16 protein-coding genes and 1 pseudogene are annotated in these 16361 nt (G+C 41.5%); 6 read left to right on the top strand and 11 right to left on the bottom strand.

Translation table 11 applies throughout. The annotated features are described in order from the left end of the window. Positions 1-70 precede the first annotated feature (70 nt). The gene (locus ACWXW9_RS05815) at positions 71-727 is read left to right on the top strand and encodes a hypothetical protein (RefSeq protein ID WP_494928675.1); all 657 of its coding nucleotides are present in this window, start codon (positions 71-73) and stop codon (positions 725-727) included. Positions 728-1078: 351 nt separating this feature from the next. Here the strand turns inward: ACWXW9_RS05815 and ACWXW9_RS05810 are convergent, their stop codons facing one another. From ACWXW9_RS05810 to ACWXW9_RS05760, 11 genes and pseudogenes are all read right to left on the bottom strand, one after another. After that, a complete protein-coding gene (locus tag ACWXW9_RS05810; protein ID WP_494928674.1) occupies positions 1079-1210 on the bottom strand; it encodes a hypothetical protein in 132 nt (43 codons plus the stop codon). 135 nt (positions 1211-1345) lie between these two features. After that, on the bottom strand, positions 1346-1918 hold the full coding sequence (locus tag ACWXW9_RS05805) for a hypothetical protein (RefSeq protein ID WP_494928673.1): 573 nt from the start codon (positions 1916-1918) through the stop codon (positions 1346-1348). Beyond that, positions 1915-2454: a hypothetical protein gene (locus ACWXW9_RS05800; RefSeq protein WP_494928672.1), complete on the bottom strand. Its 540-nt coding sequence runs from the start codon at positions 2452-2454 to the stop codon at positions 1915-1917. The genes ACWXW9_RS05805 and ACWXW9_RS05800 overlap by 4 nt, the downstream gene beginning before the upstream one ends. Further along, positions 2417-3664, bottom strand: coding sequence for a hypothetical protein (locus ACWXW9_RS05795; RefSeq protein ID WP_494928671.1), 1248 nt, complete (start codon positions 3662-3664; stop codon positions 2417-2419). The genes ACWXW9_RS05800 and ACWXW9_RS05795 overlap by 38 nt, the downstream gene beginning before the upstream one ends. A 44-nt stretch (positions 3665-3708) precedes the next feature. Next, on the bottom strand, positions 3709-4260 hold the full coding sequence (locus ACWXW9_RS05790; RefSeq protein ID WP_494928670.1) for a phage holin, LLH family: 552 nt from the start codon (positions 4258-4260) through the stop codon (positions 3709-3711). Positions 4261-4262: 2 nt separating this feature from the next. After that, positions 4263-5252 (bottom strand): GH25 family lysozyme, encoded by a 990-nt coding sequence (locus tag ACWXW9_RS05785; protein ID WP_494928669.1) that lies wholly within the window; start codon positions 5250-5252, stop codon positions 4263-4265. Further along, complete coding sequence (locus tag ACWXW9_RS05780) at positions 5230-5712, bottom strand: phage holin family protein (RefSeq protein ID WP_494928668.1); 483 nt, start codon at positions 5710-5712, stop codon at positions 5230-5232. Before ACWXW9_RS05780 ends, ACWXW9_RS05785 begins: the two co-directional genes overlap by 23 nt. Before the next feature lie 115 nt (positions 5713-5827). Then, positions 5828-6058, bottom strand: coding sequence for a hypothetical protein (locus ACWXW9_RS05775; RefSeq protein WP_494928667.1), 231 nt, complete (start codon positions 6056-6058; stop codon positions 5828-5830). 30 nt (positions 6059-6088) lie between these two features. Beyond that, positions 6089-6949, bottom strand: a complete 861-nt coding sequence (locus ACWXW9_RS05770; RefSeq protein ID WP_494928666.1) for a phage antirepressor KilAC domain-containing protein — start codon at positions 6947-6949, stop codon at positions 6089-6091. 162 nt (positions 6950-7111) lie between these two features. After that, a pseudogene (locus ACWXW9_RS05765) lies at positions 7112-7189 on the bottom strand (YjcZ family sporulation protein); the annotation flags it as partial. A 539-nt stretch (positions 7190-7728) separates the two neighbouring features. After that, complete coding sequence (locus tag ACWXW9_RS05760; RefSeq protein ID WP_494928665.1) at positions 7729-9171, bottom strand: DNA-binding protein; 1443 nt, start codon at positions 9169-9171, stop codon at positions 7729-7731. A 269-nt stretch (positions 9172-9440) separates the two neighbouring features. On the opposite strand from ACWXW9_RS05760, the gene ACWXW9_RS05755 reads away from it, so the two are divergent. The 5 genes from ACWXW9_RS05755 to ACWXW9_RS05735 all read left to right on the top strand — a co-directional run bounded on the left by ACWXW9_RS05755 (position 9441) and on the right by ACWXW9_RS05735 (position 16279). Next, positions 9441-9650 (top strand): XRE family transcriptional regulator, encoded by a 210-nt coding sequence (locus tag ACWXW9_RS05755; protein WP_494928664.1) that lies wholly within the window; start codon positions 9441-9443, stop codon positions 9648-9650. Positions 9651-10009: 359 nt separating this feature from the next. Beyond that, on the top strand, positions 10010-10687 hold the full coding sequence (locus tag ACWXW9_RS05750) for a tetratricopeptide repeat protein (RefSeq protein WP_494928663.1): 678 nt from the start codon (positions 10010-10012) through the stop codon (positions 10685-10687). A 224-nt stretch (positions 10688-10911) separates the two neighbouring features. Then, positions 10912-12324: an efflux RND transporter periplasmic adaptor subunit gene (locus tag ACWXW9_RS05745; protein WP_494928662.1), complete on the top strand. Its 1413-nt coding sequence runs from the start codon at positions 10912-10914 to the stop codon at positions 12322-12324. Further along, complete coding sequence (locus ACWXW9_RS05740) at positions 12321-15401, top strand: efflux RND transporter permease subunit (protein WP_494928661.1); 3081 nt, start codon at positions 12321-12323, stop codon at positions 15399-15401. The genes ACWXW9_RS05745 and ACWXW9_RS05740 overlap by 4 nt, the downstream gene beginning before the upstream one ends. Beyond that, complete coding sequence (locus ACWXW9_RS05735) at positions 15398-16279, top strand: TetR/AcrR family transcriptional regulator (RefSeq protein ID WP_494928660.1); 882 nt, start codon at positions 15398-15400, stop codon at positions 16277-16279. Before ACWXW9_RS05740 ends, ACWXW9_RS05735 begins: the two co-directional genes overlap by 4 nt. The last annotated feature ends 82 nt before the right edge of the window (positions 16280-16361 follow it).

Here is a 16361-nt window from a genome sequence, read left to right as displayed (position 1 = left end):
AATATATACCTTTTTTATGGTAATCTTATGTAGTAATCTAAAAAAATAGAAGAGGAAGTGTACATGTACCATGAAACAATTGAAAAACACAGCAATTATTCTTACAGGTGTATTGGCTCTTACAGCAGTAGCTCCAGTAGCCGCATTCGCTGCTCCAACAGTGAGTAACAGTGAATTAGGAAACAATTTAGATCAGAAAGGTCAACCAACAGTTATTAATGCTGATGAGATTGCATCAGCAGCAGCAAAGATTGAACCATACATTATTCTAGGTAAAGATGGGTTATATACTCTGGACGCAAAAGCCAAAGACGTGGTTGGTACAGAAATGTATGATAAGCTCGTAAATGCTTTCGAACAGATAAATGCCGAAATTAAAAAGGGATATTTGAGCACAGAAACAGGAGATATTACATTAACTACTAAAGGCAGTAACCAATACAGTACAAATGCTTTTAGTAATGTTTATCCGTGGGGTGTAGCCGTAACATTTAGTCATGCTGAAACGCAAAATCATATATCTGCTATGGAAGCGTCCGGTACTGCTGCTGCATTTATTGCTTCTCTATTTGCCGCTATACCCGGGGGTCAAGGTCCATCAATTGGGGGTTATATAATGGGCGCAGGGGCTGGCGTTCTTGCTCAAGTCCTGAAACTCCAAGATAGAGGTAAAGGAGTTACTGTAAACTTGATGTGGACAGGATATTCCATCACAAGCAACTCTTAATTCCCATCTTTAGCAGCCCCTATCGGAGCATGAGATAGGCATAATGAGTAAAGGGAGCTGATATTATCTATAATTCATTCACTTTAATATTTTTCGTTGTACTTGCTATAATAATTCAAATTACGATACGAAAATTGGAGCCTCGGACAAGTAAAAGCACAATGTTGAAAGTGAGAATCACAATAATAACAACAGTCCTGCTTATCGGAGTCGTATTGTATATAATTGATCCGCAGTGGTGGATCATTGCAGCATTTGCAATATTGTTCTGTACGCTCCTCATAAAAGTTCTATTAAATTGGCGAAAATATGTTAAAAATGAATAATTTAATTGAAATGACTAGCCTTCCTTTAGTGGAAGGCTTTTGTAATACATATAAAATCCAAAATCCGAATGATCGCCTGCTCTTTCCGGGTGGTCAAAACAAAAAAATACCCCACCAGCGTAGCCAGTAGGGTGTCACCGATGCTTTCGGATTGCACAACGGTGCTTCCGTATGTGTTACAGCTATTATAATATGAATGGGACATTTTGTGAATTAACTCTATATTACAGGAAGGACAAATTTTCTTGGCTAAAAAACCTTCAATAGTAAGAGGGAGAATTCATCATGCAAACTATACATTTCGATTGATAAATTCATCCAGTTTTCTTATTGAGTCATCCAATTGGTATTTGAGCCTTTGTATATTTTCCAAGGTAACTTCAGTGTTGATTTCTTCAACCGTCATTGTTTGAAAAATCTGTATTTTTCGATATATTGTATTGAGACTAATATATAAAGACTCATCTAACTTACTGGCAATCTTTGAAGCAAAAAGCAACCACGTTTCCCGCGTCAAGTCTATTTTTAGTAAAGTTGCATCAATTGTCCCAGAGGTTATAATTGAGTCCAAAGTTAAAGAGTTATTTTTTATCTCCTCTTTAAGGATAAATGCAGTATTCGACAGATCTCTTTCCTCTGCAATCTCTTGTGACCTTTTACTCTCCTCAATTTGATACCTTGCCACAAAATATGCTATATATCCACCTAATATACCTCCTACTACATTACCTCCAAATCCAATTGTAGCGCTTACCCAATCTTGATTTGCTTTGAAATATGCCATTATTAAAGAAGAACTTATACTTACTGTAATAGTAAGTATAATAATAGTAATGATAAAGTACAATAAGTATTTAATCTTCATTGGGCAGCCTCGTATCGACTATCTAATTTGCTCAGTAAATGCCTCCGAGCGTTATTCGGACGATTTACAATATCAGACGCTCGGAGGCTATCTTGATTTCCCCGGTTTCCTCCAGGAAGATTGACTTGATCACGCATTCCTTCATCAATTAATGGCTGTTCTGGTTCTAAACATCTTTCAAATACTATTTCAATTAAGTCAAGTCTAGATGAGGGGTTAAAATTATAACCACAGTGTCTACATGAAATAGATTTATTAGGAACATCATCCAATGAACTATAATATCCATTTTGGCTTTCACAGTTCTGGCATATCGGCTTAAAAATTGGTTTTAGTACTCCGATTGAAGGCGCGGAGGAAAGTGAAAACATATCAATAGCAAGATCGGTATCAACGTTACTTTGCAATGAAAATCGTATAGGTGATAAATTTCTAAGTACCGCTTTTCTTTGTACAGCTAGCCAAGAATCCAACATATTAATGGTCAAGGGATTGATATCATAACTCCCTAAACGTCTCAATTGTGGAAAGTACATGTTCCTTTTCACCTCCTGAAAGATATTTAAAGAAATGGACTAAATAGTATTTCGAACTAGCTTCTATCTTGACTTCACTTTCTTTAATTGAATGCGATTCAGGCAAAAACCAAGTTATCCATAGCTTATTAAACATCATCTGATCGTCAATAGTCTCCCTAGTATCAAAATAAATATCGGAGAGTTCAATACCATCCCCTTCATTAGCTGAGGCGTTAACTCTCGCTCCACTATCGTCGGAATAAAAAAACTTATCAACAGTTCCCTTTTTACCCTCAGAATATGATTTAAAACTAAAGAAATCATCTTGAATTAACGCTCTTTCAAGAAGTCTTTTGAACCTAAAAGGGAGATTAACTGGCTCTTGAGCGCTTGGTAAACCTAACTCTTTTGCATATCGAGAGCAAATTTCATTTATTTCAGATACCAATGGGGCAACTTTCTGTACATAAGGTGTCTCCGCCTTCGTTGTGAGTTCTTTAAAAATATTATATAATACCCCTTTAAAATCGTCATTAGAAAGATACTTTATAGAAAATAGTTCTGTAAGGAAAGTTGTATAAAAATCATACAACTGGAATGTCCTTCCTGAAGATTCATTAGTATTACTTCTAGGCCTCACTGAAATAGTCAATAATTCGCTTGGGATATCAATTAATATCCACACATAATCAGTTTCATCAACTTGAATAATTTCGTCGTCATCCATAACTTTATTAGTCATAATTTGATAAGCAAAGCACATCTCAATGATGAAAATATCGTCATTTTCGTCATTGTAATCTAAATGAATTAGCTCATGTTTATCGCTGTCAGGCATTGCAGTATGTACCAAAGAAAATTTGCCTTGGGGGTATCCTGCTTGTAACAAAGATTCTTTAAGGCGATGTTTACTTTTTACCTTGTTTAATGAAGCTGGATTCAGTTTGCTACGATAAATTGTCCGATTGTGACCATATTTTATTTGTTGGACTATGAAACTTTCCCAAGAATCTGCGGATAATTCTCGATTTTCAATCGATGTTTCCACACGCGTCAGCAAGTCCGACTTAACTCCAGATGGTGATAAACCCGAATTTCTCATGAAGTTTTTTACCGATTCATAATTCAGATAATTTTTTAATCTTTTATTAATTACATAAGCCATTCCTGATTCTCCCCCTTTTACTTTTAAGGGAGATATTCGACTAATAACTCCAAAATCCTTCATTTTATTTAAAATCCCCCTCCAGTCGAAACCAGAGGGGGTTAGTATTACTTGCTTACCGTATCCATAATAGGTCCTGCTACCAAGTCTGGTATATGCAGTTTGCCTAGTTCCACGTTTGTCACGTTATCTGTTCCAGTAGCTTGAGAAAGGATTGCTGTGACCTGAGCAGCGAGCGAAGATACAGCCTCCTTAGCAGCTGCTTTAGTAGCTTCTTCGCTTGGCTGTGCTTCAGTAGCCAGTACTGTCTTTGTGTTAGCCTTATACTCCAGATATGCCTTCTCAATTGCCGCCTGAAGCTCCACTACCGACACTGTAATGCCTTGCTCTGCTAATCGAAGTGTAGCGTATTGCAAAGCCTCTTGAAGCTTACGCTCGCCTCCAGCTTGCTTAAAAGCTGTCTGAGCAAAAGCAAATCCTTCCCCAGCGATCTTATGAATTACTTCCCTTTGTGCAGCCGTTGTACGTGCCTCCAACCATAAATTTACTTTTACCTTGACTGTGTTCAATCCAGCCAAAACGAATGTCGTAAGTACGCCTACGGCTGCTGTAGCAATAGTAGTCACGTATGGTTGTACACCTTCGATTAATGTTTGCATGATTATTTATCCCCTTTCGTTTTCAGCGATGCGATTTTATTTTTTGAATCCCAGGACACTACCGCCCCATAAGCATCTGCAATTGGTCTGAGCTGCACATATGCTGTACCCTCTACAAGTTGGACAGTTTGCAGCTTGGCCCCGTTTAAATACGCTTCCTTACGGGTGTTGTCCCAACGAAAAGACAAGCCCAAGGCATTTGCCAAAGACCGTAGCGGTACATAAGTTCTGGAGCCATACAGAAGTGCTTTTCCCGCTTCTTTGCCGTTGACGCGGAATGTGCCGGATGTAACGGATTCTGTCTCTTGTGCAGGGACGACAGCGTCGAATCGCTTACGCAACTGGTCCGCCGTTCCATCAAATTCGTTCAGGTCCACTGGCCCGACGATACCGGATACCTTGCGCGTTCCACTTGGCAGCGTACCGCCAGCCGAACCATCGCTATACTGCCAGAAATCCCAGCTTGACCATCCAGACGCGCTAGGCGGAACTTGCGTGGCGCTATAACGAGCAATCCACAACGGATAATTACTCAAGCCAGTAAAATTCCCGATGAATGACGGATATGTGTACACGATTGGTTGTACTCCAGTAAGCCGCTCAACCTCCTGCAAAAACGCCTTGGCTACGGCTGTGAGCGCCGCTTTGCTCAAGCTGGACTTGTTGGACTCGTAATCCATTACAGGCGGTAGATCGAAAGCCGCGTTGCCTCCTGCTGAATCAATGGCGCTCACAAAGTTTGCTGCTTCCTTTCGGGCATCATCCGGCGTTTTAGCAGAGTCGTCTACATAGTGATAAGCTCCAACCAGGATCCCTACAGCTCGCGCAGCCTGTGCATTACCTATGAACGTTTTGTCCCTGTATGATTTCCCCTGACTTGCCTTAATGAAGGCAAACGATATCCCATCATTCTTCACTGCCTTCCAGTCAATCTTTCCTTGGTAACGGGATACATCTATTCCTTGCGCATTACCTTTCTTCCTTGCCTGCATTTTCCCCGTCCCCTTCCTTTTCTCCACTTTTGCTCTTTAACACTTCCACGGCCTGCCGGATGATCGACGGGACTGGCGCACCAAGCCTGCCACCGTTTTCGACTATCGAAAGCAGCTCATTTGCCATATAAAAATAGGCGACAGCATCCCGGAAAAGATGCGAATCGCCTAAGACACCATCAATCAGATGGGATACAGCAACCATTGCAAAGATAAAAACCTTACGTGCAATACCGATCACGCCTACCTTGCTTTTTAAACCGGGGCCAGTTCCCATTTTTCCTTCTGTTCCTGCTGCAATTAATCCAGTCACATAATCAATTATCGTAAATGTAAGAAGTGCAGCCAGAGCAAATGACCATCCTCCAAAAAGATACGTTATCGTGCTTCCACCAAAGGCAGCGCTAAATTTATAAATCTCCGACTTATCCACTTGCTTCCCCCGTTTCTTTTTACTCAATATAAGGCGAAAGGCCATAAAAATAGCGCACTCAGAAGAGCACGCTCATGAACATTCTATTTCCCCCACTATTAAAAGTCCCCACTTATCCAACCTTCTTTCCCTGTCTCTCCGTTCAGGAAACTTTTCCTGAGCTATCATCATTTGATTTTTGATCCTTTTCTTCTTGAGTTTGTATCTCTGCTAATGTATTTCCTACCGCTATATCCAAACCTATAAGTATTTCTTTCCGGCGTGCTGGTTGTGAAGCAATTACAGCAGAAATTACTTCAGTCAATTCTTCAACCGGTCTAGTCAGATCCAATTGAATATCTAATGTAGATTTTATCTTTGCCACGGGTTTCATCACCTCCCTCAGACACAAAAAAAGACACCTTTAGTTTGCAGATGCCTTTAATTGCTCCATATTATAAATTTTCACAAGCCATTCACGCCCTAATTGAGTAAATCTACAGTGATAGATAACTTTACCGTTATCAAGAACTTCTTGTTTGATTTCAACATAGCCGCAATCCGCATATCTGCTATACAACAACCATGTGTCATTCTGCCTGAATTGAATTTTTCGACTCCCTAAATCATTATTCAGTGCAATTGCTGATTTGAATCCAAGCTCCTTCGCAATCTCTGTAGCAGTATAGGTTTTGTTAACATGCATTAGGATTGCATTTGTTCTTTCTACCTGTACTCTGGCAGCGCGTTCTTCCTTGAGCTTAGTCAGTAGTTCAATTCCAAAGTCAGGATTATTAAGGATATTATCAATCACATTGTCCGTAGCATATATTCCATGCTTCCTGATTGACGGCAGTATTTCATCAGCTACCTTGGCCTGAAATGCTTCAGCTACTTCGTTTCTTGCCTTCATCGCCAAGCGGTAAAAGATGTTTTCAGGAATATAATCCCCTTTCCCAGCTTGTTGGGAAGAATCAGCGTCCCCACCTGTGGGGATGAACCCAAATTCCGACAAGTGTTTATTTACTCTCTCCCAGGGCACAACCTCATTTCCACTCGCAGCTCTTTGAGTAAAACCCAACCCGCGAGAAATGCGTCTGCCCTCTTTGGCTGTACGGAACAAGGCTCCAGTAATAATACCGCCCTCGATCTCATTGCCGATTAACTTACTACCTCTTATTGTACTTGCATTCACAGTGCTTGCCCGTATATCTGAAGCATTCATTTCTGAGTTGTCGATCTGGCCTGTAAGCTTGATTGATCTAGCAACTACATTACCCTTCATATCCACTTATCCCTTGTTTGCAGTACAACATAAATATAAGCTCAAATACAGCAGAGGACAGGGCATACAGGGAAACATTACAAAGACTCTACCGGTTACATACCGATAGAGTCTTTTATACCGAAACAATGATCGGGCATTACCGTGACATTGCTTTAAAAATTAAACCCAACAGGCTTTAGTGATGATAACCAACAGAATAAAGAGCACCAAAATTGCTGCTGGAGATGTGAAAGCACCAAAACAGTTTTCCCTACGCTCAGCTCTCCTCCAACACATTCACTCACATGAACTCCTCCGTTTATTTAGATACTGTATACCGTATGTGCCATTCAATAAATTTGACAAGGTTAAACGGAATTTACTTCAACGAGAAAAAGCTCTGTTAACCTTAGGTACCTCTAGCGGCTTGTCAGTGGAACTAATATTCGCTCTATAAGTCCACGCTTACTATAAAGTAGGATGTACACGATGTTATCAGAAGTTAAAAATGACGTATATCCGTATTTTATCCTGATATCTCTTTTATATCGCTCAATGTGATTACTTGAATAAACCATTTTCGTCATGTTGAAAGCACCTTTTCGCATCTTTTAACAGAAAATCGCTCCTTTTTGTTGTGATTAAATAAGCAGAAGACCCCTGCCGCAAGTGGCAAGGGTCAGATGTAATTATGTAGTTTATGTGTGTTGTGATTTAGTTGGAGTTTACACAAATTCTTTTACAGACTCATGTTATTTATTAGTCTGTGTAAGCCTATTAGGCAAATCATTAGCACTTTATAATATCTCTGAGAAGTGCGATCTCGTTTTATCAAGCCCAAGCAACAACAGAGCAATATAATTACGATGTCTGAGATCAAAAAGTTCGTGCTCTTTAACACTCCCCAACAAATTTCTGTATTCGTTTCGTTGGAATTTACTTACTTGATCTTTGCAAGATTCGAAAAGAGATATTCCCTGAATAAACAGACTGCTATTGTTAAGCAGGACGGATGTTTCCAACATTTTCAAAATATTAACTGCTACATCTTCAATCTGTCCTTTGCGTAACAGGTAAATAGCAAGTTGATAGTGAAAATTCAAGCGCCAGTGATTATAGATATTCTCGTCTCGTTGTTCTAGTTTTACCATTTTGTTAGATAATTTAGTAAGTGTATCTTCAATCGCAAATCCATACTTATTAGCGGCTTCTGTAATGACTGCCAAACCAGTTAGAATTTCTTCCGGATGGTCGAATAGATACTGTGTATATTCCTCTAGCATGTCTGCATGTCCCATAAGCATATCAAGAGTGTAGGAGTTAGCGACAGCAAACATTTTGAAATTCTCTACATCATTCTTTCCTTCTTCATCCAAACCTTCAAACCAGCTTAAATTAGCATATCTTTCAATATACTTTTTGGATTCTTCATACAAACCTTGCTTCTCACAAGCAGTTGCCTTCATCAGATAACCTTGGCCATAATAAACAACTAGATTTCGTTCTGTTTTTAAAAGGGGCTTTTTACCTCTACCTGTTTTTCTTTGTTGCTGTTCTTGATAAGCAACCTTAGCTAATATGATTAGATTATCTGCGCTTTCCCCCAATCGCATCCAGTCATGCAATGTAAAATATGCGTTTCCCAATTGTAGTAGTCCATCCAACTGATAGTCCACAGGTAAACGATTACAAAACGGTTCAAAACGGGTTACTGCATCTCTACTTTTTTCTAAGTCCTTTCCCAATATTGCCCTAAAAATGCGATATTGACTGATCGCCAAGCGCTCAGAATGCTGATATCTCTCATGTTCTACTACACATTCATAAAATACAAGCGCTCCTTGAATATCCCCTTTGGCGTGCAGCTCCTCTGCAATTTCGAACACCAGAGAGATATAATTCAAATCCTCCATCATACGAGATAATACTTGCTCTATACAATCCTTTTTACCTAGCTCAGTACAGCGCAATAAAAAGGGTTTTATACGACTACGATGCGGTTTACCTGACAAAAAACATTCATCTACATATAACTCATAAAAGCAACCCTCTGGGTTTACTAATGTAACATTAATTCGATCTAAATGCTGAACCGATAATGGTCGACTCGGACTTTCACTAAGCAACGAACTGAGATGACTGGAGGTGATAGCTGATGCTTTCGCAAAATTTGACAAGTTATAGCCTCTTTTTTGCATACACTTCCGAATTTCTGTACGGATTGCAATCGCATATTCCATAAACCTTCCTCCTAGCATCGGAATACACCAAACAACGAAATTGACCTATATCTTATGGCTACTGTTTTTTACATAATACCCTGATTATACAACCAATTTAGAATAAATATCAATAATATCCAAACTAAATTCGCCTTTCACATTTTTAATATAGAGCAGAAATTATGGTAATCCATAGTATTCTAAAAAAAAACAATAAATTAGCATCATAGTAATAATTCAATTCGTCCCTTTATTTATCCCTGCAAATAATATAAAGAAGGTGAATCATGTTGGACAACAATAAAAAACACCCTGTAACGCCCTTCGGATGGACGATCAAGCAGAAGCTTGTTGAAAGGCAGATGGATCAGAAAACGTTTTGTGAGACGTACCAAATTCCGCCTTCTCGTCTGTCGAATCTCATTCATGGTACAAGAAAAGCCAAACGACACAAGAAAATAGTATCCCAATTACTTGGCATTCAGGACGAGTCATAGAAACCTATCGTACATATGAGGGGAGACTTTGAACATGCGACATTTTTACAAGCATAAGCCTGAACGTTGTGTACTCTGCCATTCGACCGAATCTATCATTATGTCCAAAGGTGCATTCATTTGTGCCCACTGTTATCTCAAAAGCACGTACAAGTACCCTACCAAGTTAGAGAGCTACCACCGTTCCAAAGTTGCCTTTCTGGTGAGAATGTACATCGAACATCATAAATGAACACACTACTTCACACTGCCTGTTTTACACTCCTTCACAACCTCGCCATGCTAGTGACCCTTGTGATGACCCTATGCTATAATGTGGAAAGTATGGATAGTGACATGTACAGGAGGATGGGAGCAGAATGATCGGGAAATTTTTAATTTTCTCTCTATTATGGAGTTTGCTCGGCAACCCGTTTCTGGCGTTGCTCGTATTGCTGATTGTGATCTATATATTGGATCGCAGCTTTGTCGGTGTATTACCCAGCATCAGCAAGCCATGGAAAAGGAGGCGCAATGCTGCCCGGCTGCGTCAACAGATCGCCTTAAATGCCAATGATGTGGCTGCCAAGTTCGATCTGGCTCGTATTTGGATCGAGAGCAAGAAATATCATCAGGCTTTGGGGCTGCTGCTGGACATCGAGTCCCGCTATGAGGGTTCCGCAGATTATTGGAACGCACGGGGAACGGCTGAGGTTCATACGGGGCACATCGAAGATGGAGAACCGCATTTACTGAAAGCACTGGACATTAACCCACGGGTACAATACGGTGAGCCTTATTTGCATTTGGCCGCTGCTTTCAAGGAACGTGATGTAAATAAGTCGCTGCATTATCTACACCAGTTTCAGGAGATTCAGTCTTCTTCCAGCGAGGGCTATTATCTGACAGGCTTGATGTATCGTTTGCTGGGACGAAAAGACGAGGCCACGGCAGCTTTTAACCAGTCTATGGCGGTCTACCGCTCCCTGCCCAAATACCGCAAACGAAGTGAGCGCAAGTGGGCTGTACGCAGCTTTTTCCGTAAATTCATCGGCTAGATAGAGCTGGATTTTATATTGGACGACCTTTCTCCTCTTATGAGAAAGGTCGTTTTTACGTTTCATTCACACCACAACTCCCTCGACCTGGATCGGTATTTTGATCCGTCGGATGAGAGTTTTTTTTATAAACAGTTGTTGACATGCCAAAGATTGGGTCCTATAATCCGTTTATGAACTATTGAGTTTATATATAAACTTAAAAGTACAAAAAAATGGGAAGGATGATCATCTTGTTGAAACACGGTCTCTACATATCTGCTATATTCATTCTTCTGTTCACCTCAGCTTGCTCATCTACAGGATCGAGTGAGCATGAAGCAGCAGAACAACAAAACCAAAAGGTGGAAGCGATGGTCGTTAAAAAAGAGCCGCTGTCTGCGTCTTTTGACCTTTCAGGCACACTACAGCCCTATGAAGATACCACTGTATCTTTTGAGTTATCTGGACTGGTACGCGATACCCTTGTGAACGTGGGAGATCCCGTATCCCAAGGGCAGATCATGACAAGGCTGGATTCATCCAGCTACCAGCTCCAACTGGAGCAGGCCAATACAGCCATCCTTGAAGCACAGGCAGGTATCAAAAATGCTACTGCCGCCATTTCAAGCGCAGATGCCTCCATCCAATCCGCCGATGCGCAAAAGGCAGCAGCTCAGGCCGGAGTTAACAAAGTGAATAAAGGAGCCAGAGAGCAGGAAAAAGCACAAGTGCGCACCAAAGTGCTAAGAGCGCAGTCCGCTTTGACTAAAGCACAAGCCACCGCTGAACGTACCAAGCTTTTATATGATCAGGGAGCTGCGACCAAAAACGATTATGAAAATGCACAGCTCGCTTTAACCAACGCCTCCAAGGATCTGGAGGATGCGCAAGAAGCCCTCTCCTTAATCCAGGAGGGAGCAACATTAGAAGATCGGCAAGCGGCAGAATCCAGCTTGCGGCAAGCCCAAGCCGGGAAAGTATCTGCCATCGCCGCGAAAGAACAGGCAGAAGCCTCCAGGGATAACTCTACTGCGGCATATCAACAGGCGGTCATTGCCAAAAAGCAAGCCGAACTTTCCCTCTCCAAGACAGCTTTAAAAGCCCCCATTTCCGGCGTTATTCTGGAGAAAAAGGCAACGGTGGGACAATTGGCAAGCGCTGGACAGCCGGTATATCGTATCGGACAAATCGACAAGCTCAAGGTGCTGCTCCCTGTTCCCGATCATGAAATCACGAACTGGAAAAAAGGCCAGACCGTCCAGCTTCAACTGTACGATGAGAACAGAGAAGGAACGGTCAGCAAAATTTATCCGTCCACCAACACCAATACGGGCAGTATCAACGTGGAAGTGATTGTTCCTAACACCCAGCATGATTGGGCCCCGGGACAAGTCGTAAAGGCAGGCCGCCAACTGACCCAGAGGGAGCAAATTTTGCTCCCGACCAAGGCGGTTATTAATAACGGTACAGATACCTTTGTCTATAGAGTGGTGAACAACAAGGCGGTAAAAACCATCGTGAATGTCGGTCAGATGTCCAACAACAAGCTCGAAATTACCAAGGGGCTGAATGTCGGGGATCGTGTGGTTACGACCGGAATAAACCTGATCTATAATGGACTTCCTCTTCAGGTCACGGGGGGAACGAGCAAATGATTGAATATTTTATCCGAAAGAAAAAATTGACCCTCTTTATTTTTATCATGGCGATTGTAGCCGGGGTGTTTAGTGTTGCTCAGCTTCCACGGCAGGAAATGCCGGATATTATTCAGAAAAAGGCTATGGTCACGACGCTTTATCCAGGAGCTACACCCCAAAAAGTAGAACAAACCGTTACCAAGCCCTTGGAACAAAAAATGAAAGAAATCAATCACATTAAAAAGATTTCTTCCACATCCGAATATGGGCTGTCGACGATTACGATTGAAACCGAAGGCAACGCCAATGCCAAGGAAGCTTGGGATGAATTACGTAAAAAAATGAACGATGTTCAATCGTCTCTCCCTACAGATGCTCAAAAGCCTGTGATTTACGATGATTTGAACAAAGTATTTATTCATTCCTACGCCATCACAGGGGACTCTGTGGAGCAATTGTATCAACTAAGTGATATGGTGACATCGTGGAAGGATCAATTAAAAACCATTCCCGGTGTATCAGAAGTGACGATTAAGGGATTACCCGATCAAGAGGTTCAAATTCAGATTGATGCACAGAAGCTCCAGCAGTACCATATCAGCTGGGAAAAGCTCATGAGTGCAGTGCAAAAGGAAAATGAGCAATATCCGATAGGCAATCTGGATTACGATGAACGCACGTATCGAATGAATGTGACGCAGTCCAAGAATGCTCAGGATTTGAATAAAGTCATTATTTCCAGAACGGACAGCGACGCTCCTGTATATCTCAAAGATGTGGGCACCGTATTGCTTACGCATAATACCAGCAGCTATATGGCTTTTTTTAATGGTAAACCAGCCATTACACTAACGCTTAACGGTAACACCGGTTCTGACGTAGAAACGATCTATAGTAAAGTAAACGAAGAAATGCAGTTGTTAAAACCAGAGCTTCCTAACACCTTTCAGTTGAATACGTTATTTTCACAAACTGAACGGGTTGATCACATTTTTCAAGGTTTGACCCGTGAATTGCTGTTTGCCGTTGCGGCGGTTGTAATCGTATGTACATTGGGCTTGAATCTGTTCACGTCGTCCTTTATCGCACTGGCTATTCCTATTTCAATTGCAGTGGGCCTCATCATTCTTCCTATGCTCGGCGTAACATTGAATCAGGTTACAGCCATTGGTCTCATTATTGTGATGGGGCTTCTAGTCGATAATGCGGTGGTTGTTAATGATAATATTGAACGCAGGATTATCACCTTGGGTGAGAGTCCCAAGATAGCCGCGCTAAAAGGAACGAAGGAAGTTTCCATTTCCATTCTGACCGCAACCTTGGCGACTGTAGCTTCCTTCGCCCCGATTTTCTTTTTATCAGGCGATGCAGGCTCCTTTATGAGACCATTACCGTTTTCTGTTATCTTTACGTTATTGGCTTCCATGCTTATGTCCTTTACCGTCATCCCAATCTTTAGAGAATGGTATGGACAACGAAGTCAAAAAACGCCCAACTCCACCATGAAGCCGCCGGGACTGCTAGGAAAACAAATTGATGCTCTTCGTAGCGCATATGCCGACAGGCTTATTCCTAAAGTGATTAAGCGACCTGGATTATATGCTGCATTAGGATTATTGATCAGTACCTCACTGTACGGCATACTTGCTTTTATTCCGATTGATATGTTTCCCAGAACCAACGATCCGCAATTAAGCATTAATGTACGTATGCCGACAGGTACTTCTATAGAAGAAACCAAGCGGGTTACCGAGGATATTGCCAAATGGGTGAAGCAACAGCCTCATGTGCGTACGATCAGCTATGCGGCTGGCGGCGATGCTCCTCCGTTGTTTCAAGATATGACGGCTGAGGCCAGAACAGGCACATCCTTGGGGCAGATTGCTATTGTTGGGGAAGAAGGCAAGTTCGATCCGGATGAAATGGCAGAGAAATGGTCCACCGTCTTAACAGATCGTTATCCAGGTCAATCCATCTCTCTGAAAATAGCCAAGGTGGGACTGCCTCTGGGCAAGCCGATCTCCATTCGGATTTTAGGCAATAATGTGGATCAGCTACGCTCTTTGTCTCAACAGTTAAAAGAAGGCATTATGTCTATAGAAGGAACGCAGGACGTTCAGGATGATATGGACAACGAAGGCTATACGCTGGATTTTCAAATCAACAAACAAGCGATGGATCAATATCAGGTCAGCAATAATGATCTGACACGCACACTTTTATTAATGGGGAATGGCGTGAGCTTTAGCCGATTTGATACGGGGAAAGATTTAATCAATATTAAGCTGAAACTGAGTCAAGCAGACCCAAATCCTGAGATTTTGTTTCAGCAATTAAATGTGACCAATGCGAATGGTGTTCAAATCCCCTTGTCTCAATTGGCAGAATTAAAGCCATCCTTTGCAACGCAAAAAATTAACCATTATAATTTAAAGCGTTCGATTACTGTAAATGCTGAAGTTCGTGGGCGTACAGCTTCAGAAGTCTTCAATGATGTGAAACTTAAATTGGAAGACATTAAATTCCCTCAAGGGTACTCTTGGGAAATCGGCGGAGAAATTTCAGGTCAGGATGACACTTTATCAGAATTAGGAGTGTTATATGTTGTCGTCATTCTGTTAATCTTCATGCTTATATTCTTCCAATTCTATTCCTTCTCGATCCCGCTCATCGTTCTGACTACTGTGTATATGGCAGCCGTGGGCGGATTTCTGGGCCTGTTCTTCCTAAATACACCGATCACTTTTATCGGCATATTGGGCTTGATGACCTTGGCAGGTATTGTCGTACGCAACGGCATTATGCTGATTGAGTTTATTGAGGATGCAAGACGTGAAGGGATCGAACTGAAGGAGGCAGTTGTTGCAGCGACCAAAGCGCGTTTCCGTCCCATATTGCTTACTTCACTGACAGCCATTATCGGTATGATTCCGATTGCTCTTATTGGGGAACTTATGTTTAAACCGCTGGCGTATGTCATTATGTTTGGATTGATGTACTCGACCATTCTTACGATGTTTGTGGTTCCGTCCCTGTATATGGTTATTGCCCGCTGGAAATTAAAAAGACAGAGCAAAAAATTGGGGGTACAATGAAAAAAATAACGAGTGATGATATTATATATGCCGCCCTTTCCCTGTTTTCTGAAAAAGGGTACGATGCCACCTCGGTGGATGAAATTGCCCGCGAAAGCGGGATGGTGAAGGCTTCCTTTTATAAATACTTTCAAAGTAAAGAAGAGTTGCTGCTGGGGACAATCGTCCTGATTGAAAAGCTTCTTGATGCAGATATTAAAGAACTTTATTTGAAGCACCAGCTACCTTCCCGTGAAAAGTTGAGACAACTGTATTTGATTGCGCTGAGCCGGATTTATAAGAATAAAGTTCATTTGCTGGTATACTCCGTCCCTTTAATCGGTTCTAAGGAAGAAAAAATCGCACAAGCCATTGACCGTGTTGAACATCATTTGTCTAATGTGATGATTGATTTCTTAATTGATGCTTATGGAGAGGTCATAAATGACTATACGTATGATATTGAGTTTGTCGTCAAAAGCATGATTTTCAATTCCCTCCGAATGAGCGATTCAGAGCTGTCCTGGACGGAACAGCAAACACTGGCTGGATTTATCCTCAGCATTACGGATATGCTGGCACAAGGAATGCTGAGCCCTGATGTTCAACATCAAATCATGTGGGGCCGCGATTCCGTATTCCATGAAGGTTCTGATCAAATCTGGACCAAAGGAAAACAAATCGCCTATGCGCTGCAACATATGGATGCAGCTCTGAAACAAATCGAATTAGATGAAGCCATCCAGAATGAACATATGCAAATACTAAGCAGGCTAAAGGAGGAGCTTTCGGAACAAAATGTGGAAACTGCCCACGTTAAAGCACTCCTCCTTTTTTTGGAGCAGCTACCCGAGTTACAGGAAGACTGTGCCAAGCTGAAAGCTATTTTAGAAATTTAAAGGGTTCAGTTCAGCTAAAGATAAAGAGGTCCGCTATGGTCAGATACTACTGCCATAATGGACCTCTTTCTTCTGTTGCACA

Source organism: Paenibacillus sp. LT-B23 (assembly GCF_059417685.1).
Note: the sequence above shows the minus strand (reverse complement) of the source record. Positions and strands in the feature narration are given on the sequence as shown.